Source organism: Streptomyces sp. NPDC127098 (assembly GCF_042722465.1).
GTDB classification, from domain to species: domain Bacteria; phylum Actinomycetota; class Actinomycetes; order Streptomycetales; family Streptomycetaceae; genus Streptomyces; species Streptomyces millisiae.
The window spans coordinates 115,124-139,932 of sequence record NZ_JBHXFJ010000011.1; the positions used below are offsets into that span (position 1 = coordinate 115,124).

Here is a 24,809-nt window from a genome sequence, read left to right on the forward strand (position 1 = left end):
GGTCAGTCGCGAAGCCGGTGGCCGACGCGGGCGAAGGCGCGGGCGAGCGTCGCGAGCTCCTCCCGGTCGAGGGTGTCGATCAGCGCCTCGCGGACGCGGGCCACATGGCCGGGCGCCGCCTCGGCGAGCGCGGTGCGGCCGGCCTCGGTGAGGGTGGCCGTGACGCCGCGCACGTCCGTCGGGCAGGCGCGGCGGGCCACCAGGCCGCGCTTCTCCAGCTGGCCGACCTGGTAGGTGAGGCCGCTCTTCGAGGTGATCAGGGAGTCCGCGAGCTCGGTCATCCGGATCCCCGCCTCCCCCGCCGCGGCGAGCTTGACCAGGATCTCGTACTGCGGGTGGGAGAGTCCGGCGTCGTCCTTGAGCTGCTGCTCCACGCTGCGGAAGACGCGGTGGCTGGCCTCGAGGAACGCCGTCCAGGCCGCCATCTCCCGCTCGTCGAGCCACCGGATCTCCTTCATGCCCGCCATCATAGGCATGTTGTTCAAATTGGAATCACCCTGCTACGGTGATGGCCGGTTCGAATTTGAACCAAACCCTCGATCCCCACCCCCATCCCAGGAGACGGCTCGATGACCTCCCCCACGACGACGACCACGCCGACGATCCCCGCGCCGGCCCGGGCCGCCGCCGCGCCGGCCCACGACACCGGGCTGCTGGTGCTCCGCCTCGCCGTCGGCCTGACCATCGCCGCGCACGGCGTACAGAAGCTGTTCGGCTGGTTCGACGGCTCGGGCCTCGACGGCACCGGCATGTTCTTCGAGTCCCTCGGCTACCCGTCGGGCCGCACCATGGCCGTGGTGGCCGGTCTCTCCGAGACCCTGGGCGGCCTCGGCCTGGCACTCGGCCTCCTCACCCCGCTGGCCGGCGCCGCCGTGGTGGGCACGATGCTGAACGTCATCGTCTCCGCCCACTGGGACGCCGGGTTCTTCGCCCCGGCGGGCATCGAGTTCCCGCTGCTGCTCGGCCTCGGCGCCGCCTCGCTCGCGCTCACCGGCCCGGGCCGCTACGCCGTCGACCCGCGGCTGCCGCTGGCCGCGCTCCGCGAGCACCGGCTGGCGACCGGCGCGGCCGCCCTGGCGTTCGGCATCGCCGTCGCCGGCATCGTGCTGTTCTTCCGCGACTGACCGACCCGCACCGCACCACCCGAGACGAATCGCAGGTACCGCCATGACCGTCACCGAGGGCCGTATGCCCGTCGTCTACCTCAGCCACGGGGCGCCGCCGCTCGCCGACGACGCACTGTGGACCGGCCAGCTGGCCGACTGGTCGGCCGGGCTGCCGCGGCCGAAGGCGATCCTGATCGTCTCGGCGCACTGGGAGGCCGCGCCCGTCACGGTCGGCGCCACCACCACGGTGCCGCTGGTCTACGACTTCTGGGGCTTCCCGGAGCGCTACTACCGGGTCACCTACCCGGCGCCTGGCGCCCCGGAGCTCGCGGCCGCCGTGCGCGCCCTGCTCGACGGGCCCGGCACCCCCGTGCACGAGGCGCCGGACCGGGGGCTCGACCACGGGGCCTACGTGCCGCTGGCCGAGATGTACCCGAAGGCCGACGTGCCGGTGCTCCAGCTGTCCATGCCCACCCTCGACCCGGAGCGGCTGCTGCGGCTCGGCCGCCGGCTCGCGCCGCTGCGGGACGAGGGCGTGCTGATCGTGGGCAGCGGCTTCTTCACGCACAACCTGTCGGAGCTGACCTGGACCACGGAGCCCGACCAGGCGCCGACCTGGTCCCGGGAGTTCGACGCCTGGGGCCGGGAGGCGCTGGCCGGCGGGGACATCGACGCGCTGCTGGACTTCGAGCACGCCGCCCCCGCCGGCCGCCTCGCGCACCCGCGCACCGAGCACTTCGCGCCGCTGTTCGTGACGCTCGGCGCGGGCGAGGCCGACCTGGCCACCCAGCGCACCGTCATCGACGGCTTCTGGGGTGGCCTGGCCAAGCGCTCGATACAGCTGGGCTGAGCGCGCTGCGGCACGCCCCCCTCCGAGCCACCGGCGCCGGCGAACCTCGCGCCGGAACTCCAGGCGGCCGCGACCGACACCCTCAGACGAGTGCGCCTGCACGAGCCGGCCGAGGACTGGGCCGCGACACCCACGGTCCGGCGCCCGCACACCTTCCTGGAGACCAAGAACCGTCTGGCGCACACCATTGGCATCTGACCCGCTCCGGGGCGGCACCGGAGGCACCGATCCGGTCCTGCCCCGGCCGCGTGCCGCCGGCCGGTCCGGTGGCGGCGTGGCGGTACGTCAGCCGGTGACCAGGTCGAACGACTCCGCGGCGCCGATGGACGTGGCGTTCGCGATCAGCGGCTGCGATCCGCCGCCCTGGGCGCTGACGTACCTGGAGTTGATCTGGGCGCGCAGGCTGACGGAGCCGTCCGCGTTGTTCACCCGCTGGAAGGTCTCCCAGGGGCCGACGGAGGCGCGGTTGGCGACGAGCGGCTCGGCTCCCGCGTTCTCCGCGCAGACGTACTGGTTGTTCGCGTGCGAGCGCAGGGCCACGGCCCCGGAGCCGAGGTCGATCAGGTCGAACCGCTCCCAGGGGCCGACGGAGGCACGGTTGGCGACGAGCTGACCCGCTCCGCCGTTCTCGGCGCAGACGTACTGGTTGTTGGCCCGGGAACGCAGGCTGACCACAGCCCCGGCGGGCGGCGGGGTGAGGGTGGACTCCCAGGTCGTCGTGGTGGTGCCGGAGGTGGCGTCGGCGGGGAGGCGGTCGCGGGCGGCGGTGTCGCCGTAGAGGCTCCAGCGCATCCAGTCCAGGTAGGTGGCGATGGTCTGGGTGTGGTTGTAGCCGCTCCAGATGTACTGGTCGTGGCCCGTGCCGCGGTGGGTGAGGAACGCCTTGGGCGCGGGCAGTTCGGCGTATGCCTGGCGGGCGGAGGAGTACTGGCATATGGGGTCCTGGTCGCCGTGGACGAACAGGACGTTGGCCGTGACCCGGTTGGACGGATTGCCCATGTCCACGCACGCGAAGGGCACGGCGGCGGCGATCCGTTCGTCGGGCCAGGCGGTGAGCAGGCCGTGGGTGGTCATGCCGCCCAGCGAGTGTCCGGCGACGCCGACGCCGACGGCCGTGTCCAGGTGCCCGGCGAGCGGGTCCCCCGCGGTCGTGTTGAGCGCCAGGGTGCGGGTGATGACCTCGGAGACGTCCATGGACTGGTTGCCGTTGTAGACGTCCTGGATGTTGCCCGGGGTACCGCTCGAGGTGGTGGGGAAGACCGGCGCGGGGACGACGAAGCCCGCCTCGGCCAGCGGGCGTACCAGGGGGGCGTAGCTCTCGGGGTTGCCGCCGAGGCCGTGGCTGAACTCGACGATGGGGAAGACCCCGTTGGCGACGGGTGCGTTGGCGACCGGGTTGCCGCCGGGGTTGCCGGTGGCGGGGTAGAAGATCCGGGTGGTCAGCCGGCGGTTGCCGCGGCTCCAGGCGTACTCCCGCACGCCGATGGCGAAGCGCTGGGTCGGCGCGTCCAGGGGCCTGCTGACGGCCTGTGCCGGCGCGGCGCCGAGCACGGACGCGCCCACGCCGGCGGCGCCAAGACCGAGGAACGTGCCCAGCAGGGCGCGTCGTCGTAAGGACATGGTGACTCCTCATGTGAAGCGTGCGGAGGCTGCGTTGAGGCACGGGCTCTGGTCGGACGCCCGGTCCCTCGGCCGTCCGGCCCCAAAGCCACGTGGGTGGAACGTCACCGTTGCGAGATGGCGTGGCGTGACACCACAGCCGTTCGACATGTCGGGCGACAGTCGACACGTCAGACAAGCATGGATGATAGGCCGGTCGCCGGTGACGTCAATGGACCCGACGTAATTCGAGGATGATCCCCGAAAAGACGAGAGCGGGGACACCCGGTTTCGGTAATGCCAGCCAGGTCAAACGGGCGACTGGCCCGAACGGGAGAGGGGCTGAGGGGGGACGGCCCCGGCGGCCACCTCAGCAGCCCCATTTCAGAGCCTCATGAATCGGCCCACTACCGCGAATTCGTTCGCTCAGGGATGGGGACACAACCACCCATTTAGCCTGTATCGCGACGACGGCGCCGCCCGACAGAGGAAAATTCGTACGACGTATGTTGACTGGCGCCCTGCGGTGCCTATCATCCGAGACGTCGAAGAGTCGGTCGACGTTCGACATGTCGGACGCGCGGACGTCGCATCGGTCTCTGCCCACCCCACACGTCAGGGCATGACGCGCACGCGCACCAACCGTTCTGTTCCGGTGAGGCACCCCCACGCACGGTCGGATGCCGGACTCCCGAGGACACGGGAACGCCGTGGTGGTCCTTGCCGGCCGAGCCGCCATGGAGTCGCCCGTGTTCGCCACAACGCGTCATCTCCGCCCACACCACATCGTCCTGGGCGGCATCACCGCCTGATGAACAAGGTGACCCGACACGGCCGGCGAGGCCTGCCGCCCCTCTGTCACACCGCGGCGGCGTCCCCCACGCCCCACCCCCACCACCCCCACACTGGAGTCACGATGCCGGTACGACGACGTACCTTCCTCGGCCTGGGCGCGGCCGGAGCAGCCGCGCTCAGCGCCGCCCTGACCACCGCGTTACTCTCGACGGCCGGCGTGGTCATGGCGCTGTCGCCCGCCTCGGCCGCGCCAACCGGGACGGGTGACACGCGGCAGGCGGAGTTCCAGCAGGTGACCCTGGCCAGAGGGGTCGCCGAGATGGGCGAGCCGATGTCCCTGGCCGTGCTGCCCGACCGCTGGGTGCTGCACACCTCCCGGGACGGCACCCTGCGGGTCACCGACCCCGCGGGCGCCACCAACGTGGCGGCGCGGCTCAACGTGTACCGGCACGACGAACAGGGCCTCCAAGGCGTCGCCGTCGACCCGGACTTCACCACCAACCGGTTCGTCTACCTCTACTACTCGCCCGCGCTCGACACCCCGCCGGGGGACGCGCCGAACCAGGGCTCGGACGCCGACTTCGAGGCGTGGCAGGGCGTCAACCGGCTCTCGCGGTTCACCCTGAACGCGGACCACACCCTCGACACCGGCAGCGAGGTGACCGTCCTCGACGTCCCGACCGACCGCGGCATCTGCTGCCACGCCGGCGGTGACATCGACTTCGACGCCACGGGCAACCTGTACCTGACCACCGGGGACAACACCAATCCGTTCGCCTCCGACGGCTACACCCCGATCGACGAACGGAGCAACCGCAACCCGGCGTACGACGCGCAGCGTTCGGCCGGCAACACCAACGACCTGCGCGGCAAGCTCCTACGGATATCGGTCAACGACGACGGCTCGTACGACATCCCCGAGGGCAACCTCTTCGCGCCGGGCACGCCGAACACCCGGCCGGAGATCTACGCCATGGGCTTCCGCAACCCGTTCCGGATGAGCGTCGACAGGGAGACCGGCGCCGTCTACGTGGGCGACTACGGCCCGGACGCCGGCACCTCGAGTCCCACTCGCGGCCCGGGCGGCATGGTCGAGTTCGCCCGCGTGACGGAGCCGGGCAACTTCGGCTGGCCGTACTGCGTCGGCGACAACCGGCCGTACGTCGACTACGACTTCGCCACCGGGGCCTCCGGCGCCACCTTCGACTGCTCCGCCCCGAGGAACGACTCGCCGAACAACACCGGCCAGACCACCCTGCCGCCCGCGCGGCCCGGGTGGATCTCCTACGACGGCGGCTCGTTCCCGGCGTTCGGCAACGGCGCGGAGTCCCCCATGGCGGGCCCGGTCTACCACTACGACCCGCAGCTGAACTCGTCGGTGAAGTTCCCGCAGGAGTACGACGGCGACTTCTTCGCCCTGGAGTACGGGCGACGCTGGATCAAGAACATCGACATCCGCGAGGACGGCGGACCAGGCGATGTCAGTGACATCCCCTGGTCCGGCACCCAGCCCATGGACGCCGCCTTCGGGCCGGATGGCGCGCTGTACGTCCTGGACTACGGCACCGGCTGGTACGCGGGTGACGAGAACAGCGCCCTGTACCGGATCGAGAACGTCTCGGGCGGTCTGGCGCCCATCGCCGAGGCGACCGCCGATCCGACCTCGGGCCGGGCACCGCTGGACGTGGCGTTCTCCGCCGAGGGCAGCGTCGACCCCGACGGCGACACCCTCCGCTACACCTGGGACTTCGGCGACGGCGGTTCCGCCACCGGCGCCGACCCCAGCCACACCTACACCCAGAACGGCGAGTACACCGCCACGCTCACGGTCGAGGACGCGACCGGCCTGACCGCCACCGCCTCGGTGCGCATCACCGTCGGCAACACGGCCCCCGACGTGACCATCGAACTGCCGGCGGACGGCCAGATCGTCGACTTCGGCGACGCCGTGCCCTACGAGATCACCGTCACCGACCCAGAGGACGGCGCGATCGACTGCTCGCAGGTCACGCTGACCTTCATCGTCGGCCACGACAGCCACGGCCACCCGCAGACCTCGGCGACCGGCTGCTCCGGCACCCTCCAGACCCACGCCGACGGCGAGCACGACGCCAACGCCAACATCTTCGGCGTCTGGGACGCGGAGTACACCGACGCCGGCGGGCTGACCACGCACGACCAGCACGTCAGCCAGACCAGCCAGCGCCAGGCCGAGCACTTCGGCGCCCAGCACGGGGTGGAGATCGCCAGCCACACGAATGCCCACGGGGGCCGGACCGTCGGCTACGTCGACAACGGCGACTGGATCGCGTTCGAGCCCTATGTGCTGGCCGACGCCACCGAGTTCACCGCCCGGATCTCCTCCGGCGGTGCCGGCGGCACCATCGAGGTCCGGGCCGGCTCCCCCACCGGTGATCTGCTCGGCAGCGTCGACGTGCCGAACACCGGCGGCTGGGACACCTTCCAGGACGTGACCACGTCCCTGTCCGGCCCGCCCGCCGGGACCACCTCGCTCCACCTGGTCTTCACCGGTCCCACCGGCAGCGGGTATCTGTTCGACGTCGACGACTTCACGTTCGGCACCGGCGACCTGGCGGCGGGCGACCGCCGTGAGTGAAGGGAGCATCCCCATGTCCTCACACCCGACCCGGCGGTCCGTCCTCGCCGCCGCGGCCCTGGGGGCCGCGGCGCAGCCGGCCGTGGCAGCGGCGTCGGAGGTCTCCGGCGCCGCGGCGCGGCCGGCCGTGACGCCCTCCGGCGGTTCCGCGGCCCCCGCCGATCTCCCCTACGACGTCCTGGTGTTCTCCAGAACGGCGGGCTTCCGCCACGACTCCATCGACGAGGGCGTCGCCGCGCTCAGGGGACTGGGCGCGGAGCACGGCTTCACGGTCACCGCGACCGAGGACGCGACGGCGTTCACGTCAGGGAACCTAGCCCGGTACCGGGTGGTCGTCTTCCTGTCCACCACCGGTGACGTGCTCGACGCCGCCCAGCAGGCGGCGTTCGAGGCGTACATCGCGGGCGGCGGCGCCTACGTCGGCATCCACTCCGCCGCCGACACCGAGTACGACTGGCCCTTCTACGGTGAGTTGGTCGGCGCCTACTTCCACTCACACCCGGAGATCCAGCCCGCCAGGGTGGTCGTCGAGGACCGGGGGCACCCCGCCACCGCCCACCTGCCGGCCACCTGGCAGCGGACGGACGAGTGGTACAACTACCGGACCAGTCCCCGCCAGCGGGTCCACGTGCTCGCCGCGCTGGACGAGTCCAGCTACCGCGGCGGGACGATGAACGGCGACCACCCCATCGCCTGGTGCCAGGAGTACGCGGGAGGCCGGTCGTTCTACACCGGGGGCGGCCACACCGCGGAGTCCTACGCCGAGCCGGAGTTCCGCGCCCACCTGCTGGGCGGCATCCGCTGGGCCGCGGGGCTCGTCCAGGCCGACGGCGCCTGACCCGGGTGGCCTGATGGCCCCGCCGCTGAGGCGGCCCGTCGGTGACCGCCACGCCCACGGGACGTGGCGGTCACCGACCGGATCGACTTCCGGGCCCTGCCTACCCCGCCGCGGGACCGAAGGTCTGGAACGCGGTGCGGCGCGGGACGCGGAAGACGTCCCGGCCGGTGACCGCGTTCAGGATCAACGCGCCGCGGTAGGCCCCGATGCCGAGGTCGGGGGCCGCGGCGCCGTGCGTGTGCAGTTCGGCGTTCTGCACGTACAGGCCGGCGCCCACCTCGGGCACCGTGCGGATCCGGTGCCCCTCGGTGACGTCGTAGCGGCCCCGCTCGTCCCAGGCGATCAGCTTCTCCACCGGGACCAGGAACTCCGGGCGGCGCGGCGCGTAGCCGGTGGCGGCGATCACCGCCTCGGTGTCGAGCTCGGCCTCGCGGCCGGTGTCGGCGTGGTGGGTGGTGAGCCGCAGCCCGCCGCCCGCCGGCGTGGCGGCGCGGACGGCGGTGGCGGGCAGCAGGGTGAGAGGGGGGCGGTCGCCGTCCAGCATGTGGTCGTAGAGCTCGTTGTGGATCAGGTCGATGGTCTCGCTGTCGATGCCCTTGTACAGCTGCCACTGGGAGGCGATCAGCCGGTCCCGGACGGCGGGTTCGAGCCCGTTGAAGTACCGCATGTAGGCGGGTGTGGTGTATTCGAGGACCAGCTTCGAGTAGTCCAGCGGCGCGAACCCCCAGGAGCGGGTGAGCCAGGTGACCGCCCAGCCGGCCTCGCGCTGCCGGCGGACGAGGTCGAGGAACACCTCGGCGCCCGACTGCCCTGAGCCGACCACCGTGACGTGCCGGACGCCCGCCTCGGTCAACCCCGCCACCCGGTGCAGGTGCTCGCCGGAGTGGAAGACCCGCTCCCCCGCGACGTCCGCCAGCGCGGGCGGCAGGTAGGGCTCCGTGCCCACGCCCAGGGTGAGGGCGCGGGCCAGCCTGGTGGTGGTCGCGCCGGTGTCGGTGTGGCGCAGCGTCAGCTCCCACAGGTCGCGCTCGGCGAGCCAGCGCACCTCCGTCACGGAGGTGGCGAAGCGCAACGACGGCAGCCGGCCGGCCACCCACGCGCAGTAGTCGGCGTACTCGCGGCGCGGAACGTGGAAGCGCTCGGCGATGTAGAAGGGGTACATCCGGTCGTGCTCGACCAGGTAGTTGAGGAACGACCAGCGGCTGGTGGGCCGGATCAGCGACACCAGGTCGGCGAGGAAGCCCACCTGGAGCGAGGCCCAGTCGAACATCAGCCCTGGGTGCCAGTCGTAGGCGGGGCGCTGGTCGTACGCCTCGAAGGCGAGCCCGTCGACCTCGTCGGCGAGCGCGGCGAGGGAGAGGTTGAAGGGACCGATGCCGACGGCCGCGAGGTCGAGTATCGCTGCTTCGGTGTTGCCTTCGCTCACAGTTGGCCCTCCACGGCCTGGCCTGCCGCGTCCACCGCGGCGAGTAGTTCGTCGATGTCGCCGGCGGTGGCCTGGGGGTTGAGCAGGGTCAGCTTCAACCGGACGGTGCCGGTGCCGGGTTCGGCCGCCTTCACGTCGGTGCGGCCGATCAGCGCGGAGCCCTCGGCCAGCAGCCGGCGGCGCAGCGCGCCGTTGACCGCGTCCGAGACGCCGCCGGCGCGCGGCACGTAGCGGAAGACCACGGTGGTGAGCGCCGGTCGGGTGGTGAGTTCGAGCCTGGGGTGGGCCTCGACGGCGGCGGCCGCGTCCCTGGCGAGGTCGTGGCAGGCGTCGAGCATGGCGCCGATGCCCTCGCGGCCGAGGGCCAGGAAGGTGGCGGCGACCTTGAAGGCGTCGGCCCTGCGGGTGGTGGCCATGGAGTTGCCGAGCAGCCCGTCGTAGCCGGCGGCGCCGTCGTCGTCGGGGTTGAGGTAACCGACCCGCAGCCCGGTGGTGGCGGCGAAGTCCCGCGCGTCGCGGGCCAGCAGCACGCTGGCGGCGGCCGGCTGCCAGGCGGTCTTGTGCAGGTCCATGGTGATGGTGTCGGCGGCCTCGATGCCGTCGAGCAGCGGGCGGAGCCGGTCGGAGAAGAGTGCGCCGCCGCCGTAGGCCGCGTCCACGTGCAGCCGGGTGCCGGCCCGGTGGGCGATGGCGGCGAGTTCGGGCAGCGGGTCGACGGAGCCGTAGTCGGTGGTGCCCGCGGTGGCGACGACCGCGATCGGCACCTCGTTCTGGCCCAGCAGCCGCAGAGCGCGTTCGAGCTCGGCGGGCCGCATCCGGTGGGCGTCGTCGACGGGGACGGCGCGCACCGCGTCCTCGCCGAGGCCGAGCACGCCGCAGGCGCGGGCCACGGAGAAGTGGGCGAGTTCCGAGCAGTAGACGACGGGCCGCGCGTCGAGCCCGGCCAGGCCGCTGCCGCGTATGTCGCGGTGGGCGCGCAGCGCGGCGTCCCTGGCGATCAGCAGGGCCTGCAGGTTGGACGCGGTGCCGCCGGGGGTCAACACGCCGTCGGCGCCCGGGCCGTAGCCGGCGAGCTCGGTGAGCGCGCGGACGAGCCGGCGTTCGATCTCGACGGCGTAGGGGCCGCTGTCCCAGGTGTCGACGGAGGCGTTGAAGACGGAGGCGAGCACGTCGGCGGCGGCGGCGACGCTCAGGGCCGGGGGCTGGAGGTGGGCGGCGGCGCGCGGGTCGGCGAGGTCCACGGTGTGGGCGGCGTAGGAGCGGGCGAGCGCGAGCACCGCCTCGCGCCCGCGACCGGTGGCGGGGAGTGGGCCCTCCGGCAGCTCGTCGTCCAACAGGCGGGTCAACTCCCGTGGGGTGACGGCCGGGAGCGGTCCGGTACGGCGGCGGAGGGCGCCGGCGGCCTCCCTGGTCAGCTCGGTGACGAGCCGTCCCACCTCCGCGAGGCCGGCGGGGTCGGCGGCCAGCAGATCGGGTTCCAGGAGGGTCGGGGGCACGGGCACGAGTGGGGCGTGGCCGGGCATGCTCATGGGTTCTCGGGGTGTCCCTTGTCTTGGCGGCTGGATCTCTGCGCGGGTCTCGCGCCGGGGTGGAGAGACGTGACGGGCGTGGGTGACGGCGACTCCAACGGGCTAATTTAGGTTAGGCATACCTAACCATGTCAACCGTGCCCGTCCTCACACGGGGATCCTTTAACCACTCCTGAGCCGTCCCTTAACGGGACCATAAGAGGGCAGACAACGCCCCGGGACCTGGCTAACGTTCCTGGTGTCGGCATGTCAGGACCGGTGCCGCCGCCTCCCTCAATCCCCCCCACCCCCGGGGAGGCGGTGGCACCGACATCCTCGCCGAATCCCCCTCTCCCCCGGCTCCGCCGCTACCCGAGCAGGTCGCCGCAGTCGGTCGGCTCGGCGCCGGCCGGGTCGAGCGCGTTGGCCGTCTCATGGAAGGCCACCCGGCTCAGCAGGCCGATCGCCGCGTGCTCGGAGAGGTCGATCGGACACAGGTCCTGGAGCAGCACGTTCCGCACCCCGGGCTCGTCGATGAACTGCGAGCGGTAGGGGGTGACGATCTCGTCGTAGCGGGTGGCGATCACCGTGTACGTCACGCCGGGCACGGTGTAGCCGTCGGCGTTGAGCTCGGTCATGAACTCGGATCCCGCCACCTGCTGGGCCAGGGCCGGCGCGCCCGCCGCGATGGCGTCCTCGAGACCGGGGAAGACGTCGAGCAGCCGGGTCAGCCCGGCGAGGGTGGTGCCGTTGGTGTTGGGCGCGATGCCGACCAGCGCGTTCACCTTGTCGGCGGCGCCCGGGTGGTGCTTGAGGTAGTAGCGGGGCAGCACGCCGCCCTGGGAGTGGCCGACGAGGTCGACCTCGCGGGCGCCGGTCCCGGCCAGCACCTCGTCGACGAACGCCGCGAGCTGGCCGGCCGACTCCTCCATCGGGCCCAGGCCGCCGAAGAGCGGCACGCCGGGCAGCATCCCGTAGTCGAAGGAGTAGACGCACCAGCCGCGGTCGGCCAGGTAGGGCGCGAGGCCGAGCCAGTTGACGGTGCCGTTGGCGCCCGTGCCGTGGACCAGCACGACGGGCCTGGGGTGGGCGGCGGCCGGGACGCAGTCGGCGTCGTTCCAGCCACCGGCCGGGGCCGGGGCGGCCGAGGCCGAGGCGCCGGCGGCGCCGGGGGCGAGCAGGAGCGGAAGGGCGAGCGCCAGGCCGGCCCACAGCCGCGCGCAACGCCGTAACACGTTTTTCCTGGACAGCATGGTGTGGTCTCCTCGCTGGATTCCATGGGGGGGTGGCACCACGCGGTCCGGACCACGGTTACTGCCGAGTACTCGTCAAGTTACGGGCGGGTAACCGCCCTGCCCACCTGCTCGACGGTGAAGAATCCGTCACGCCGCCTCCACGAGAAGAACACGCCCCCTCACGCCACGTCCAGGATCCCGGCCGGGCCCACGGCGCGGGGGCCGAAGCGGCGGCGGGCACGGTCGGCCGCCGCCTCGGCGCGGCGGCGGCGCTCGTCGCGCGGGTCGAGGGAGAGCTGGCGGGTGGCGCCGGTCGCGTCGCCGAGTTCGTCGGCCCGCAGCGCGACCGCCCTGACCCTGGCCCGCTGGAGCCCGAGCACCTCGTGCAGCGCGTAGGCCACGCCGACCAACGCGGGCGTGTGCGCGGTCGGTTCCGGCAGCGCGCGGCCCCGGGTGGTGGCGGTCCGGTCGGCGTAGCGGACGGTGAGGGTGAGCGCGCGGGCCGTCTGGCCCGACTCGCGCAGCCGGTAGCCGAGTTCGTCGGCGAGGGTGAGCAGCGCCCTGCGTCGCCGACCCGCGTCCAACTCGTCGTGGTCGAAGCGGTGTTCGGCCGTCATGGTGCGGGCGGGCGCGCTGGGCGTGACCGGGGTCGGGTCGACGCCCCCGGCCAGCTCCCGGACCCGGCGGGCCGTCGAGGCGCCGAGGATGCGCTGGAGGGTGGCGGGCGGCGCGGCGGCGACCTCGCCCGCGGTCTCGAGGCCGTACCCGGCCAGGGCGCGCGCGGTCGTCCGGCCGACGCCGGGCAGCGCGGCGACGGGCTGGTCGGCGAGGAACTCCGCGACCCCGTCCGGGGTGTCGGGCACGGCGAACACGCCGGGCTCGTGGCCGAGTCGGCCGGCGGCCAGCCGGGCGAGGAGGGGGTTGCCGGCGACGCCGATCGCGCAGTCCGCGCCGTGCAGGGCGAGCGCCCGCACCCGGATCAGGCGGGCGAGTTGGACCGCGTCCAGGCCGAAGTACCGCCGGGCGCCCCGGACGTCGGCGAACGCGGCCTCGGGCGGCAGGGCCTGGACGACGGGCGTGACGCCGTGCAGCAGCCGCAGCAGCGCGGGGTAGCGCTCGGTCGGGCAGCAGGGGAAGCGGACGTGGAGCACGGGCCCGGTCATCCGGCGCTCCCCGGGCTGGCGTGCCACAGCTTGCGGGCGGCGGCCTTGGCGGAGTCGCCCGCCGGGCGGAGGTCGGCCCAGGGGTGGAGGGTGTACCCGGTCGACAACTCGATCCGTCGCTCAGCGACGCCCTCCGGTCCGTCTGTCGACTCGTCGACATCGCTGTCCTCGTCCCCGTCCTCCTCGTCCCGCTCCGGCGGGGCCGCGAGCCGTTCCGCGACCGCGTCCAGGCCGCCGGTGCGGCGGAGTTCGGCCAGTTCGGCCAGGTTCCAGGCGGCCTGGCCGACCACGCTCAGGGTGCGCGGGCCGCGCCGCTGGACGGTGCCGCGCACCAGCAGCAGCCAGGAGTGGAAGACGGTGTGCGCGCAGGCGGCGTGGCTGTCCTCGAAGAAGGCCAGGTCGACCAGGCCGGTGTCGTCGTCCAGGGTGGCGAAGATCACCCGCTTCCCCGACCTGATCGGCGGGGTCTGGGTGGCCGCCTTGGCCCCGGCGACCAGCACCGTGTCGCCGTGCGCCGCGTCGCGCAGCCGGCGGGCCGACAGCGCGCCCAACTCGTCGAGCAGTGCCCGGTGGTCGGCCATCAGGTGGCGGGCGGTCTCCATGCCGAGCACGCCGAGTTCGGCGCCGAGTCGCTCGTCCGCGTCCAGGTCGGGCAGCCCGGCGGGCGGGGTGCGCGCGGCGTCGCCGAACGGCAGCTGGTGGCCGCCGGCGCCGGCCCCGGCGGCCGCGCGGCGCTGCCGGTGCAGTTCCGCGATGTGCAGCAGCAGGTCGCGGCGGTTGTCGCCGAAGGCGTCCAACGCGCCGACCCTGGCGAGCCGTTCGGCGACGGGCCGGGAGGGGGCGCCCCGCCGGAACAGGTCGGTGAGGGAGGCGTAGGGCCGGCCGGCCGCGATCCGTTCCGCCTCCTCCTCGGTGATGCCCTTCACCTCGCCGAGGGCCAACCTGATCCCCCACACCCCGGATTCGGACTCCAGTTCGATTCGATAGGTGGCGTCCGAGGCGTTCACGTCCAGCGGCAGCACCGGCACCCCACGCCGGCGCGCGTCGGCGAGCAGCAGCCGCTTGGGGTACATGCCCGGGTCGTGCGCGAGCAGCCCGGCGTAGAAGGCCGCCGGATGGTGCGCCTTGAGCCAGGCCGACTGGTAGGTGGGCACGGCGAAGGCGACCGCGTGCGCCTTGCAGAAGCCGTAGGAGCCGAAGGCCTCGACGATCTCCCAGGTGCGTTCGACGACGTCGGGCGCGTAGCCGCGCGCCGCGGCCCCGGCCGCGAACCACTCGCGGACCCGCGGCTGCCGCTCCCGGTCGGACAGCGCCCGCCTGGCCTCGTCGGCCATCGCCCGGTCGCAGCCGGTGAGTTGGGAGATGACCCCGATGACCTGCTCGTGGAAGACCACCACGCCGTAGGTCTCGCGCAGCACCGGCTCCAGGTCCGGGTGCGGGTACCGCACCGGGCGGCGGCCGTGCCTGGCCTCGACGAAGGGGCGCACCATGTCGGCGGCGACCGGGCCCGGCCGGAAGAGCGATATGTCGACGACGAGGTCGTGGAAGGTGCTCGGCTGGAGCCGGCCGACGAGGTCGCGCTGTCCAGGCGACTCGATCTGGAAGCAGCCGAGCGTCTCGGTCGAGCGGATCAGCTCATAGGTCGCGTGGTCGTCCGGCGGCACCCGGTCCAGGTCGACGCGCTCGCCGGTGGCCCGCTCCGTCTCGCGCACCGCGTGCGCCATCGCCGACTGCATCCGCACCCCGAGCACGTCGAGCTTGAGCAGCCCGAGGTCCTCCACGTCGTCCTTGTCGAACTGCGACATGGGGAAGCCCTCCCCGCTGGTGGGCACCACCGGGGTGCGCTCCAGCAGCGAGGCGTCCGAGAGCAGCACCCCGCACGGGTGCATCGCGACGCCGCGCGGCAGCGCGTCCAGCGCCTCCACGAGATCCCAGAACCGGGGTCCGTGCCGGTCCGCGTCCACGTCGCGCAGCTCAGGCAGCTCGGCCAGAGCGGCGCGCGCGTCCCTGGCCCTGATGTGCGGGAACGCCTTGGCGAGCCGGTCCACCTCGGCCGGGTCGACGCCGAGCGCCAGGCCCACGTCCCGCACCGCGTGCCGCACCCGGTAGGTCTCGGGCATGGCGACGGTGGCGACCCGCCGCGCGCCGAAGCGGTCGAGGATCGCCCGGTACGCCTCGATCCTGCGGGCCGACTCCACGTCGACGTCGATGTCCGGCAGCACGGCGCGGCGCGGCGAGAGGAACCGTTCCATCAGCAGGCCGTGCTCCACCGGGTCGGCGTTGGCGATGCCCAGCAGGTGGTTGACCAGCGAGCCGGCGCCCGAGCCGCGGGCGGCGACCCGGATGCCGAGGTCCCTGATGTCGTCGACGACCTGCGCGACGGTCAGGAAGTACGAGGCGAAGCCGAGGTGGGCGATGGTGTCCAGTTCCTCGTCGAGCCGCGCCCAGCGCTCCCGGTCGCGGTCGTAGCGGCGGGCCACCATGCCGGCGGCGCAGCGGGAGCGCAGCACCCGGTCGGCGGTGCGGTGGGCGGCGCCGACCAGGCGCGGCTCGGGGAAGCGGACGCCGCCGATGCCCAGGTCGCGTTCCGGGTGCACCCGGCAGGCGGCCGCGGTCTCGGCGGTGAGTTCGAGCAGCCGGCGGGCCGCGGCCGGGCCGTAGCCAGCGGCCTCGGCGATCCGCTCGGCGGCCCTGGCCATCTCGTCGGGGCCGCGCAGCCACGCGTCGCCGCCGTCCCTGGGGCCGCGCGGGTCGATGGGGCGCAGCCGACGGGCGGCGTCCAGCACGTCGGCCACCGGCCCCTGCCCCGGGTCGGCGTACCGCACCCGGTTGGTCAGCACGGGCGCCACGCCGGTCTCCGCGGCCAGCCGCAGCGCCCGCGCCGCGTCGCGCCGCGGCCCTGCCGCGTCGACCTCGACGCGCAGCGCGTCGTCCCCGAACGCCTCGCGCCAGGGGGCGAGCAGCCGCGCCGCCAGGTCGGGCCGGCCGGCGGCCAGCGCCCGGCCGGTCGGGGTGGCGGGCCCGAGCAGCACGATCAGCCCCTCGCCGTGCGTCTCGGCCCACGGCAGCACGGGCCGCTCCCCGGGCCCCGCCGCGTGCGCGGCGGTGACGAGGCGGCACAGCCGGGCCCAGCCGGCGGCGCCGTCCCTGGCCAGGAAGACCACCCGGGGCGCCGACTCGTCCAGGAACGCCCCGCCGCGCACCGGCGTCCTGCGCCGCTCCCGCGGGCTCTCCCCGGCCGGTTGCGCCACGGCGAGCTCGACCCCGAACAGCGGCCGCACCCCGACCTCCGCGCACGCCCTGGCAAACCGCACGGCCCCGCCGACGGTGTCCCGGTCGGTCAGCGCCAGCGCGGCCATGCCGCGCTCACCGGCCCGCTCGGCAAGACGCTCGGGGTGCGAGGCCCCGTAGCGCGCGGAGAACCCGGACGCGACGTGCAGGTGCGCGAAACCGGCGCCGTCCATGCCCATCCGCACCTCCCGTCACGCCCGGCCCCCCTGTCCCAGCACTGTTTCCGGTCCACCATAAACCAGCCATCGAACGTTAGTACGATTAAGGTGAACGCGCAGGTCACCCGGGATGCGGCGCCCGTCACCCCGGCCGGCCCCGCGGCTGAAAAGGAGCGGCGCTAACTCCCTCTGGCGGCACGGCGATCGACGGTCAGCAGGGTCAGCAGCGCCCCGAGGAAGAACGCGCCGCCCGCGACCGTCAGCGCGATCCGCAGCCCGGTGTCGAACGCCAGGCCGCCCCCGAGCAGCCCGCCGAGCAGCGCCACCCCGATCACGCTGCCGGTCTGCCGGGAGGCGTTGATCACCCCGGCGGCGAGCCCCGCCCGTTCCTCCGGCGCGCTCTCGGTCACGGCGGTGGTGGCGGCCGGCATGGTGAACGACATCCCGAAGCCGGCGGCGACCAGCGGCACCACCAGCAGCCAGTACGACGTGCCGGCGCCGGCCACCGTCTGCCCGAGCAGCCCGAGCCCGCCCACCACCAGGCCGATCAGCAGGGTGGGGCGCGGGCCGCCCCGCCGGGCGGTGAACCGGCCGGAGACCGCCGAGCCGAGCGCCACCACCCCATCTGCGGCAGCGGCGCGAGCCGGCGAGCAGCGCGACGACGATCGCCGCAGACACCAGCGGACGCCAGCCCGACCGTCCGCCCTCGATCAGCGCCCCAGCGCCAGCGACGCCGGCAGGGCCAGCGCCGCCCACCCGCCCCTCGGTTACGCTGCCCGGGTGGCTGCTGCTCCTCTCGAACCCCCCGCCTCCCCCATCGACCTCGTCATCTTCGACTGCGACGGCGTGCTGGTCGACAGCGAACCCCTCGCGCTGCGCGTCTGCGTCGAGCTCGGCGCGGAGCTCGGCTGGGCGCTGACCGAGCGCGAGATCGTCGACCGCTTCCTCGGCCGCTCGGAGCGCGCCGTCCAGGCCCAGATCGCCGAACGCCTCGGCGAGTCGGCGGCGGCCACCTGGGGCGAGCAGTACCGGCTGCGGCTCGCCGAGATCATCGACGCGGAGCTCACCGAGGTGGCCGGCATCAGCGAGGCGCTGGCCGCGATCACCATCCCGCACTGCATCGCCTCCAGCGGCGGCCACGACAAGATGCGGCGCACCCTCACCCGCACCGGCCTCTACGACCGCTTCGCCGGCCGTGTCTTCAGCGCCTCCGAGGTCGCCCACGGCAAGCCGGCACCCGACCTCTTCCTGCACGCCGCCGAGCGGATGGGCGTCGCCCCCGCCCGCTGCGTGGTGGTCGAGGACAGCCAGTACGGCGTGCAGGCCGCCCGCGCCGCCGGCATGCGCTCCTTCGGCTACGCCGGCGGCCTCACCCCCGCCGACTGGCTCGCCGGGCCCGACACGGTCGTCTTCGACGACATGCGCAAGCTCCCGGTCCTCCTCGGCCTGCTGTGAGTCACCGGTGAACCCACTGCACGTCTACATCGACGCGTGGCGGCGCCACGACGTGGCCGGGGTGCTGGCCACCCTGACCGACGACTGCGTGGTCGTCGAGTCCTACGGACCGGTCTACCGCGGCCGGCAGCGGGTCGAGCAGTGGATGCGCGCCTGGTTCGCCGCCGGTGGCTCGGTCGACGCCTGGGAGATCACCCGGCAGTCGGCGACCCGCGAGGTGCTCACCGCCGAGTGGGTCTTCTCCTGCACCTGGCAGGGTGAGGCGGCCACCTTCGAGGGCGCGACGATCGCCCGGCTCGACGGCGAGCGGATCGCCCGCCTCCGGGAGTACGCGACCACGGCGCCGCTCTACGACTGGACCGGCACCTGGCGCGACTGAACGGTCATCGGGCCGGGAAGGCACGGCGGTAGGCACCCGGCGACACGCCGAGCTGCCTGAGGAAGTGGTGGCGGAGGTTGTTGGCCGTGCCGAGGCCGCTCAACTCGCCGACCCGCTCGATCGGCAGGTCCGTCGACTCCAGCAACTCCCGGGCCCTGCTCAGGCGTTGGTCGAGAAGCCAGCGCAGGGGCGTCGTCCCGGTGGCCTCCTGGAGCCGCCGGTAGAACGTGCGCGGGCTCATCGCGGCCCGCCGCGCCAGGTCCTCGACCGTCAGCGGCCGGTCCAGGTGGGCGCGGGCCCAGTCGAGCACCGGACCGAGACCGTCGTCGTCCCTGGCGGGCACGGACAGCTCGACGAACTGCGCCTGGCCGCCGGGCCGATGGGCCGGCACCACCATGCGGCGGGCCAACTGGTTGGCGACGCGCGCCCCGAGGTCGCGACGCACCAGGTGCAGGCACAGGTCGAGCCCCGCGGTCAGCCCGGCGCTGGTGAGCACGTCGCCGTCGTCCACGTACAGCACCGACTCGTCGACCTCCACCTTCGGGTACCGCTCGGCCAGTTGGGCGGTGTGCATCCAGTGGGCGGTGGCGCGTCGCCCGTCGAGCAGCCCCGCCTCGGCGAGCGCGAAGGCGCCGGTGCACAGGGACACCATGCGGGCACCCGCGTCGTAGGCGCGGCGCAGGGCCGCGACCAGCTCCGGCGGCAGCGGCCTGCCCTCCTCGACGCAGGAGTCGGGCACCGACGGCACGATGACCGTGTCGGCGTCGGCGAGGTCGTCGAGCCCGTACCGGGTCCGCAGCGTCAGCCCGGGCCCGGCCACCGCCCCGCTCTCCCCCGCCCCGGTACCGCACAGCCGCAACTCGTACCAGGGGTCGGCCAGATCGGGCTGCGGCTTCCCGAAGACGGTGCAGGGGATGCTCAGTTCGTACAGGTCCCAGGAGGGGACCCCGATCTCCTCGGTCACCACCACGGCGACGGATCCGGCGCTCATGCCCCGAAGGCTATGGCAGGAATTTGGTGGCCGCCGTCATCCGTGTCACTTCTCCCGCCCGCCGCGCGCTGCGAGCGTGTTCCGTACGTGATCACCGCCGCGTGCGGACACATGAGGAGTTATCGACATGTTCACTGATCGACAGGCCGTCACCGTCATCGGGCTCGGCTCCATGGGCTCGGCACTGGCCGCCGCGCTGCTCGACCGGGGCCACCCGACCACCGTGTGGAACCGGTCCGCTTCCAAAGCCCGACCACTGGTCGACAAGGGCGCCCGGCTGGCCGCGACCCCCGGGGAGGCGATCGCGGCCAGCCCGCTCACCATCGCCTGCGTGCTGGACTACGCCGCGCTGCACACCGTCCTCGACCCCGTCGCCGAGACGCTGGCGGGCCGGACCCTGGCCAACCTCACCTCCGGCTCCCCCGAGCAGGCCCACGAGGCCGTGGCCTGGGCCGGGGCCCACGGCGCCGACTACCTCGACGGCGCGATCATGACCACCCCGCCGGGCGTCGGCAGCCCGGAGATGATGTTCCTCTACAGCGGTTCGCCCGACGTCTTCGAGGCCCACCGCCCGACCCTGGCGGCCCTGGGCGACCCCCTGCACCTGGGCACCGATCCGGGCCTCGCCTCCCTCTACGACGCCGCGCTGCTCGGCCTGATGTGGGCCACCATGACCGGCTGGCTGCACGGCACCGCGCTGGTCGGCGCGGAGCAGACGCCGGCCACGGCCTTCACCCCCGTCGCGCTCCGCTGGCTGCGGGCCGTCGCCGGGTTCCTGACCACGTACGCGCCGCAGGTGGACGCCGGCCGCTACCCGGGCGACGACGCCACCGTCGACGTGCAGCTCGCGGCCATCGACCACCTCATCCACGCGGCGGCGGCCCGGGGCGTCGACAACGCGCTGCCCGAACTGCTGAAGTCGACCATGGAACGGGCGAAGGCCGCCGGCCACGGCTCGGACAGCTACGCCAGCGTGATCGAGGTCCTGCGGCGCCCGGCGGACGCCAGGTGACCGCACAGCGATGGGCCGACCTGCTGTCGACCGCCACCGAACTCTCCCTGGACACCCTCCTGTCCGGAGCCGACCAGGACTGGTCACGCCCCGCCCACGGCCTCGACTGGACCTGCCGCGAGACGCTCGACCACCTCGCCCTCGGCCTGGTCGGCTACACCGGCCTGCTCGTCTCCCGGCCCACCGACCGCTACGTCACCCTCTTCGCCACGCTCGACCCCGAGGCGCCCGTACCCGACTGCCTGGACGGCCTGCGGATCGCCGCCGCCCTCCTCGCCACCACGGTCCGCGACACGGACCCCGACGCCCGCGCCTGGCACCCGTGGGGCCACTCGGACGCCGGCGGGTTCGCCGCCATGGGGATCACCGAACTCACCCTCCACACCCACGACATCGCCCGCGCCCTCGGCCTGCCGTGGCCCCTGCCCGACGACCTCGCCTCCGCCGCCGTCGACCGCCTCTTCCCCGACGCGCCGTCCGGGCACGCCCCGCCCGACACCCTGCTGTGGTGCACGGGCCGCGCCTCACTCCCCGGCCTGCCGAGACGCACCCGCTGGCAGTGGGACGGTGCTCTGTGATCCCTCTGGCCTAGGCTGCGGCGATGGAACGCATGACCGATGTGCCCGAGAGCCAGGCGAATGACTACGACAGCTTCGCCGAGGCGTACTCGGCCGAGAACGAGAACAACCTCCTGAACGCGTACTACGAGCGGCCCGCGATGCTGGCCCTCGCCGGAGACGTGGCCGGCCGTCGGATCCTGGACGCCGGTTGCGGCTCGGGCCCCCTGTCCGCCGCGTTACGCGATCGCGGTGCGGTCGTCACCGGCATCGACGCCAGCGCCGGGATGCTGACGCTGGCCAGGCGACGGCTCGGTGACGACGCGGACCTTCATCTGGCCGACCTGCGCGACCGGCTGCCGTTCGCCGACGGCGCGTTCGACGACGTGGTCGCGTCGCTGGTGCTGCACTACCTGGAGGACTGGGGGCCGACGCTGGCCGAGTTGCGGCGAGTACTCAGGCCCGGCGGCCGGTTGATCGCTTCGGTGGACCACCCCTTCGGGGCCTACACGGTCCAGGATCCCCGGCCCAACTACTTCGCAACCACCAGCTATTCCCTCGACTGGACGTTCAACGGACAGTCCGTCCCCATGCGGTTCTGGCGCAAGCCGTTCCACGCGATGACCGATGCCTTCACCACCGCCGGCTTCCGGCTCTCCGCCATCAGCGAGCCACAACCAGACCCGGCCGCCCGGGAACTGTTCCCCGACGACTTCCATGACCTTTCGACCAAGACCTGCTTCATCTTCTTCGTCGTCGAGGTACCGCCGACGGCCACGGGCTCGGACGACTGAAGCCAGGCGTCGGCGGTGTCGCCGGAGACCGGGTGGGCACCGAGCCCGCTTGGCGCCGTACCTCGAAAAAGCGGTGGCCGCGCGGGCTCGGGGCCGCTTACGTTCGCCCCCATGGTTGACGCTGCTTTCGGGCATCCGCGCCTCGCCGCCCTCTACGACCCGCTCGATCCGGACCGCGGCGATCTCGACGCGTATCTCGCGATGGTGGAGGAGTTCGACGCGCGGTCCGTGCTGGACATCGGATGCGGCACGGGCGTGTTCGCGCTGCTGCTCGCCGAGCGCGGGATCACGGTCACCGGGATCGATCCCGCGCGGGCGTCCGTCGACGTCGCGCGCGGCAAGCCGGGCGCGGAGCGGGTGCGCTGGCTCGACGGCGACGCGGGCGACCTGCCGCCCCTGCGGGTCGACCTGGTGACGATGACCGGGAACGTCGCCCAGGCGATCACCGATCCACCGGCGTGGCGTACGACGCTGCGCGGCGCGTACGAGGCGCTGCGGCCCGGCGGGCGGCTTGTCTTCGAGACGCGCGATCCGGCGCGGCGCGTGTGGGAGGAGTGGGCGGAGTGGACGCGCGACACCACGCACCGCATCACGGATATCCCGGGCGTCGGCCGCGTCGAGACCTGGGCCGAGCTGACGGACGTGAGCCTGCCGCTGGTGAGCTTCCGCGGTACGCACGTGTTCGCCGCGGACGGGGCCGTACTGACCTCGGAATCGACACTCCGCTTCCGCGACCGTACGGAGATCGAGCGGGACCTGCACGAGCACGGCTTCGTCGTCGAGGACGTACGCGACGCACCCGACCGGCCGGGCAGGGAGTTCGTCTTCGTCGCCCGGCGCGGCACCGCGGAGCCCGTCCCTCCCGGAACGCTCCAGGTAGAGCGCGCACCCGCCTCCCGCGAGACCGATCACGCCTCGCCGGGCGGCCTGAACTCGTACTGAAGCTCGTAGAGATGTCCGGCCTTCACCATGATGCTGACCTCGATGGGGCGGTTCTCGTCGCTGAGACACCGCCTCGATCCTGGGCACGGTTCATCCGATCCGCAGTTCGTAGCGCAGACGTTGCCGGTGGGCGGGCATGGTCATGATGTCAGCCTGGATGGGCGCATCGGCCGCGTCCAGTGTCGCGCGGGTCAGCCGCAGCACGGGCTCGTCGGGGACCGTCTGAAGCAACGCCGCCTCCTCCTCGGTCGGCATCCGGGCCGCCACCTCCTCCCGCGCCCGCACGCCGACGTACCCCAACTCGGCGAGCAGGGTCACCGCCCCGCCCCGAATCTTCGCCGTCCCGGCCAGGCCGGTGCCGCGCGCGATGCGGGCCGGGTAGTAGGTGTCGGTCAACTCCCACGGCTCGTCGTCGAGGAACATGATCCGCCGCCGCACCACGACCTCGTCCCCCTCCGGCATGCCCAGCAGAGCGGCCACATCCGCCGTCGCCCATGCCTCTCCCGCATGCAGGATCCGCTGCGTACCCCGACGCCCCCGAGCCGCCGTCTCAGCGCCCCAGACGTCGCGACCACCCGGCCCTTGCGGGCCGAGATACGGCACCGACGCGCTCACCCAGTCACCCACGCCCGTCGTGTCCGTCCTGCTCCGCGGGCCGGTTGTACTGCTCCAACGTCGCCTTGGAGGTCGACGCGTCGCGCAGGACCAGCTCCCACGGGCCGGTGTTCACGTCGAACTCCTTGCCGAAACCGACCCACTTGCCGACCATCCGCCGCCCGGTCGGCTCGATCAGGAGCTGTATGGCGCCGTGGTAGCGGGCGCCTCGGTAGTAACCGTCCGACGCCGTCTGCTCGTTCCAGGACCCGGTGACGACGTTACCGTCCACCTCCAGGTCCATCGTGAGCGGCGAGTCGGACGAGCCGGGCAGGCTGCGGACGGTCAGGCGATTGCCGTGCTGGAGGAGCACCACGTGGTGCAGCCCCTTGTAGGTGGCGTCACGCCCGGAGCTGAAGTACTCGTAACGGGACAGCCAGACCCCCGAGTAGGCACCCCGCGCACCGGCGTTCGCCGCCAACCGCGGCGTCGCGGCAGCGCCCTCCGACGGCACCCCGACCGAAGTCGACGTCACGTCGTGCCCCCCATGACCGTCGCCCGAAACCCGCGCGACCGGAACGGGAGTGGCGAACCCCAACGCCTCGATCGGCATCCCGGTGACCCGTTCGAGAGCCCTGGCGTGCAGCGGCCGAGGACTGCCGATCGTGCCCGCCTCCCACCGCTGCACCAACCGCTTGGAAGCGCCGGGGACCCCCACGTCCCGCAACGCGCGCGCCAGGTCGTCCTGGCTCATGAGGAGCCCCATGCGAACTGCCCTCAGGGCAGTGTTCGGTGTCACACCCATAGCAGAGCACAGTAGCCCCAACCACCCTGCAATGTCACCGAAATGACGCCGATCAGGTCGCCGCAATGACGCCTCGACCGACGCCGCGCACTCCGCATCCGGTCGGACACGCTGGGTCAGGAGAGACGGTTCCGAGGAGGTGGCCTGATGTCAGAAGCGGGTCGGGACGACCACGAGCCCGTTGTGGGAACGACGGCACGGGACGGCGCGACCAACCGCATCGGCCGGGTGATGGCATACGAGCAGGGACTGGTGTGGCTGCGCCCGTTGGACGGTGGGCGCGAATGGACGGCACGGCCGGATGACATCGAACCGGTCAGCCTGAGCGAGTCGTTGCGACCGCTGGTGACTGAGGCGAATCGCCGCTCGGCGGAGCCGCGGTGAGCCGCCGGCGGATGGTGATCCGCTTGGCCGAGTGCGGCGTGACCGCAGAGACCGACGGCGGTGTCCCGCGCGAGCCTTGCAGCACACCGAACTCCGCCCGACCCACCCGTGCGATCGGCTGGCGACGGAGTCCTTCCGGCTCGTCACGCCGGGCCACGACTGAGAGTTGTCCGTTCCGGGCGTTTGGATTTGGCCGTCCCCGCCCGGAACGGCTGCACCACCGGCACGAGGAGAGTCCTCGCGCCTTCGGCATGAAAGGAACGGTAACCGACGTGCGCGTTGATCCGGGAGACGACGACGAGCCCACCGA

21 protein-coding genes and 1 pseudogene are annotated in these 24,809 nt (G+C 73.2%); 11 read left to right on the forward strand and 11 right to left on the reverse strand.

The features are described from left to right. Window positions 1–2: 2 nt before the first annotated feature. Window positions 3–458, reverse strand: coding sequence for a MarR family winged helix-turn-helix transcriptional regulator (locus ACFWI8_RS10300; protein ID WP_387088125.1), 456 nt, complete (start codon window positions 456–458; stop codon window positions 3–5). Between the two features lie 111 nt (window positions 459–569). Between ACFWI8_RS10300 and ACFWI8_RS10305 the strand changes: the two genes are divergently transcribed. Beyond that, window positions 570–1,124, forward strand: coding sequence for a DoxX family protein (locus ACFWI8_RS10305; protein WP_387088127.1), 555 nt, complete (start codon window positions 570–572; stop codon window positions 1,122–1,124). A gap of 43 nt (window positions 1,125–1,167) precedes the next feature. Next, entirely contained in the window at window positions 1,168–1,956 is a 789-nt protein-coding gene (locus tag ACFWI8_RS10310) for a dioxygenase (protein ID WP_387088130.1), read from the forward strand. A 285-nt stretch (window positions 1,957–2,241) separates the two neighbouring features. On the opposite strand, the gene ACFWI8_RS10315 is transcribed toward ACFWI8_RS10310, so the two are convergent. Next, window positions 2,242–3,576, reverse strand: a complete 1,335-nt coding sequence (locus tag ACFWI8_RS10315; protein ID WP_387088133.1) for an alpha/beta hydrolase — start codon at window positions 3,574–3,576, stop codon at window positions 2,242–2,244. 895 nt (window positions 3,577–4,471) lie between these two features. Between ACFWI8_RS10315 and ACFWI8_RS10320 the strand changes: the two genes are divergently transcribed. Together ACFWI8_RS10320 and ACFWI8_RS10325 are read left to right on the forward strand one after the other, a co-directional pair. Further along, window positions 4,472–6,967, forward strand: a complete 2,496-nt coding sequence (locus ACFWI8_RS10320) for a carbohydrate-binding protein (protein WP_387088135.1) — start codon at window positions 4,472–4,474, stop codon at window positions 6,965–6,967. Window positions 6,968–6,980: 13 nt separating this feature from the next. Further along, window positions 6,981–7,796 (forward strand): annotated as a pseudogene (locus ACFWI8_RS10325) (ThuA domain-containing protein); the annotation flags it as partial. Window positions 7,797–7,905: 109 nt separating this feature from the next. Here ACFWI8_RS10325 and ACFWI8_RS10330 read toward each other — a convergent pair. The 6 genes from ACFWI8_RS10330 to ACFWI8_RS10355 all read right to left on the reverse strand — a co-directional run bounded on the left by ACFWI8_RS10330 (window position 7,906) and on the right by ACFWI8_RS10355 (window position 17,203). Further along, window positions 7,906–9,231, reverse strand: coding sequence for a lysine N(6)-hydroxylase/L-ornithine N(5)-oxygenase family protein (locus ACFWI8_RS10330; RefSeq protein ID WP_387088137.1), 1,326 nt, complete (start codon window positions 9,229–9,231; stop codon window positions 7,906–7,908). Further along, the gene (locus tag ACFWI8_RS10335; protein WP_387088140.1) at window positions 9,228–10,727 is read right to left on the reverse strand and encodes a pyridoxal phosphate-dependent decarboxylase family protein; all 1,500 of its coding nucleotides are present in this window, start codon (window positions 10,725–10,727) and stop codon (window positions 9,228–9,230) included. Before ACFWI8_RS10335 ends, ACFWI8_RS10330 begins: the two co-directional genes overlap by 4 nt. A gap of 380 nt (window positions 10,728–11,107) precedes the next feature. After that, the gene (locus tag ACFWI8_RS10340) at window positions 11,108–11,992 is read right to left on the reverse strand and encodes an esterase/lipase family protein (protein WP_387088142.1); all 885 of its coding nucleotides are present in this window, start codon (window positions 11,990–11,992) and stop codon (window positions 11,108–11,110) included. Window positions 11,993–12,153: 161 nt separating this feature from the next. Further along, the gene (locus ACFWI8_RS10345; protein ID WP_387088145.1) at window positions 12,154–13,137 is read right to left on the reverse strand and encodes a helix-hairpin-helix domain-containing protein; all 984 of its coding nucleotides are present in this window, start codon (window positions 13,135–13,137) and stop codon (window positions 12,154–12,156) included. Further along, window positions 13,134–16,601 carry a DNA polymerase III subunit alpha gene (locus ACFWI8_RS10350; protein WP_387088148.1) on the reverse strand — a complete coding sequence of 1,156 codons (3,468 nt, stop codon included), beginning with the start codon at window positions 16,599–16,601 and terminating at the stop codon, window positions 13,134–13,136. The genes ACFWI8_RS10345 and ACFWI8_RS10350 overlap by 4 nt, the downstream gene beginning before the upstream one ends. A gap of 164 nt (window positions 16,602–16,765) precedes the next feature. Continuing rightward, entirely contained in the window at window positions 16,766–17,203 is a 438-nt protein-coding gene (locus tag ACFWI8_RS10355; RefSeq protein WP_387088150.1) for an MFS transporter, read from the reverse strand. Between the two features lie 163 nt (window positions 17,204–17,366). Between ACFWI8_RS10355 and ACFWI8_RS10360 the strand changes: the two genes are divergently transcribed. Together ACFWI8_RS10360 and ACFWI8_RS10365 are read left to right on the forward strand one after the other, a co-directional pair. Further along, window positions 17,367–18,041: an HAD family hydrolase gene (locus ACFWI8_RS10360; protein WP_387088152.1), complete on the forward strand. Its 675-nt coding sequence runs from the start codon at window positions 17,367–17,369 to the stop codon at window positions 18,039–18,041. A gap of 7 nt (window positions 18,042–18,048) precedes the next feature. Then, entirely contained in the window at window positions 18,049–18,420 is a 372-nt protein-coding gene (locus ACFWI8_RS10365; RefSeq protein WP_387088155.1) for a nuclear transport factor 2 family protein, read from the forward strand. Between the two features lie 4 nt (window positions 18,421–18,424). Here the strand turns inward: ACFWI8_RS10365 and ACFWI8_RS10370 are convergent, their stop codons facing one another. Then, window positions 18,425–19,411, reverse strand: coding sequence for a GlxA family transcriptional regulator (locus tag ACFWI8_RS10370; RefSeq protein ID WP_387088158.1), 987 nt, complete (start codon window positions 19,409–19,411; stop codon window positions 18,425–18,427). Window positions 19,412–19,538: 127 nt separating this feature from the next. On the opposite strand from ACFWI8_RS10370, the gene ACFWI8_RS10375 reads away from it, so the two are divergent. From ACFWI8_RS10375 to ACFWI8_RS10390, 4 genes are all read left to right on the forward strand, one after another. Continuing rightward, window positions 19,539–20,423 (forward strand): NAD(P)-dependent oxidoreductase, encoded by an 885-nt coding sequence (locus ACFWI8_RS10375; RefSeq protein ID WP_387088161.1) that lies wholly within the window; start codon window positions 19,539–19,541, stop codon window positions 20,421–20,423. After that, on the forward strand, window positions 20,420–21,001 hold the full coding sequence (locus tag ACFWI8_RS10380) for a maleylpyruvate isomerase N-terminal domain-containing protein (RefSeq protein ID WP_387088164.1): 582 nt from the start codon (window positions 20,420–20,422) through the stop codon (window positions 20,999–21,001). Before ACFWI8_RS10375 ends, ACFWI8_RS10380 begins: the two co-directional genes overlap by 4 nt. Before the next feature lie 23 nt (window positions 21,002–21,024). After that, window positions 21,025–21,774: a class I SAM-dependent methyltransferase gene (locus ACFWI8_RS10385; RefSeq protein WP_387088167.1), complete on the forward strand. Its 750-nt coding sequence runs from the start codon at window positions 21,025–21,027 to the stop codon at window positions 21,772–21,774. Window positions 21,775–21,885: 111 nt separating this feature from the next. Continuing rightward, a complete protein-coding gene (locus ACFWI8_RS10390; protein ID WP_387088170.1) occupies window positions 21,886–22,716 on the forward strand; it encodes a class I SAM-dependent methyltransferase in 831 nt (276 codons plus the stop codon). A gap of 90 nt (window positions 22,717–22,806) precedes the next feature. Here ACFWI8_RS10390 and ACFWI8_RS10395 read toward each other — a convergent pair whose 3' ends face one another. Next, window positions 22,807–23,343: a GntR family transcriptional regulator gene (locus ACFWI8_RS10395; RefSeq protein WP_387088173.1), complete on the reverse strand. Its 537-nt coding sequence runs from the start codon at window positions 23,341–23,343 to the stop codon at window positions 22,807–22,809. After that, on the reverse strand, window positions 23,336–24,064 hold the full coding sequence (locus ACFWI8_RS10400; RefSeq protein ID WP_387088175.1) for an XRE family transcriptional regulator: 729 nt from the start codon (window positions 24,062–24,064) through the stop codon (window positions 23,336–23,338). The genes ACFWI8_RS10395 and ACFWI8_RS10400 overlap by 8 nt, the downstream gene beginning before the upstream one ends. Window positions 24,065–24,262: 198 nt before the next feature. Here ACFWI8_RS10400 and ACFWI8_RS10405 point away from each other — a divergent pair, with 198 nt between their 5' ends. Beyond that, complete coding sequence (locus tag ACFWI8_RS10405; RefSeq protein WP_387088178.1) at window positions 24,263–24,499, forward strand: hypothetical protein; 237 nt, start codon at window positions 24,263–24,265, stop codon at window positions 24,497–24,499. Window positions 24,500–24,809: the final 310 nt, after the last annotated feature.

Coding starts and splice junctions, on each gene's coding strand:
- ACFWI8_RS10300 (WP_387088125.1), bottom strand. CDS start 458: ATGAAGGAGATCCGGTGGCTCGACGAGCGGGAGATGGCGGCCTGGACG.
- ACFWI8_RS10305 (WP_387088127.1), top strand. CDS start 570: ATGACCTCCCCCACGACGACGACCACGCCGACGATCCCCGCGCCGGCC.
- ACFWI8_RS10310 (WP_387088130.1), top strand. CDS start 1,168: ATGACCGTCACCGAGGGCCGTATGCCCGTCGTCTACCTCAGCCACGGG.
- ACFWI8_RS10315 (WP_387088133.1), bottom strand. CDS start 3,576: ATGTCCTTACGACGACGCGCCCTGCTGGGCACGTTCCTCGGTCTTGGC.
- ACFWI8_RS10320 (WP_387088135.1), top strand. CDS start 4,472: ATGCCGGTACGACGACGTACCTTCCTCGGCCTGGGCGCGGCCGGAGCA.
- ACFWI8_RS10340 (WP_387088142.1), bottom strand. CDS start 11,992: ATGCTGTCCAGGAAAAACGTGTTACGGCGTTGCGCGCGGCTGTGGGCC.
- ACFWI8_RS10345 (WP_387088145.1), bottom strand. CDS start 13,137: ATGACCGGGCCCGTGCTCCACGTCCGCTTCCCCTGCTGCCCGACCGAG.
- ACFWI8_RS10350 (WP_387088148.1), bottom strand. CDS start 16,601: ATGGACGGCGCCGGTTTCGCGCACCTGCACGTCGCGTCCGGGTTCTCC.
- ACFWI8_RS10370 (WP_387088158.1), bottom strand. CDS start 19,411: ATGAGCGCCGGATCCGTCGCCGTGGTGGTGACCGAGGAGATCGGGGTC.
- ACFWI8_RS10375 (WP_387088161.1), top strand. CDS start 19,539: ATGTTCACTGATCGACAGGCCGTCACCGTCATCGGGCTCGGCTCCATG.
- ACFWI8_RS10385 (WP_387088167.1), top strand. CDS start 21,025: ATGGAACGCATGACCGATGTGCCCGAGAGCCAGGCGAATGACTACGAC.
- ACFWI8_RS10390 (WP_387088170.1), top strand. CDS start 21,886: ATGGTTGACGCTGCTTTCGGGCATCCGCGCCTCGCCGCCCTCTACGAC.
- ACFWI8_RS10400 (WP_387088175.1), bottom strand. CDS start 24,064: ATGAGCCAGGACGACCTGGCGCGCGCGTTGCGGGACGTGGGGGTCCCC.
- ACFWI8_RS10405 (WP_387088178.1), top strand. CDS start 24,263: ATGTCAGAAGCGGGTCGGGACGACCACGAGCCCGTTGTGGGAACGACG.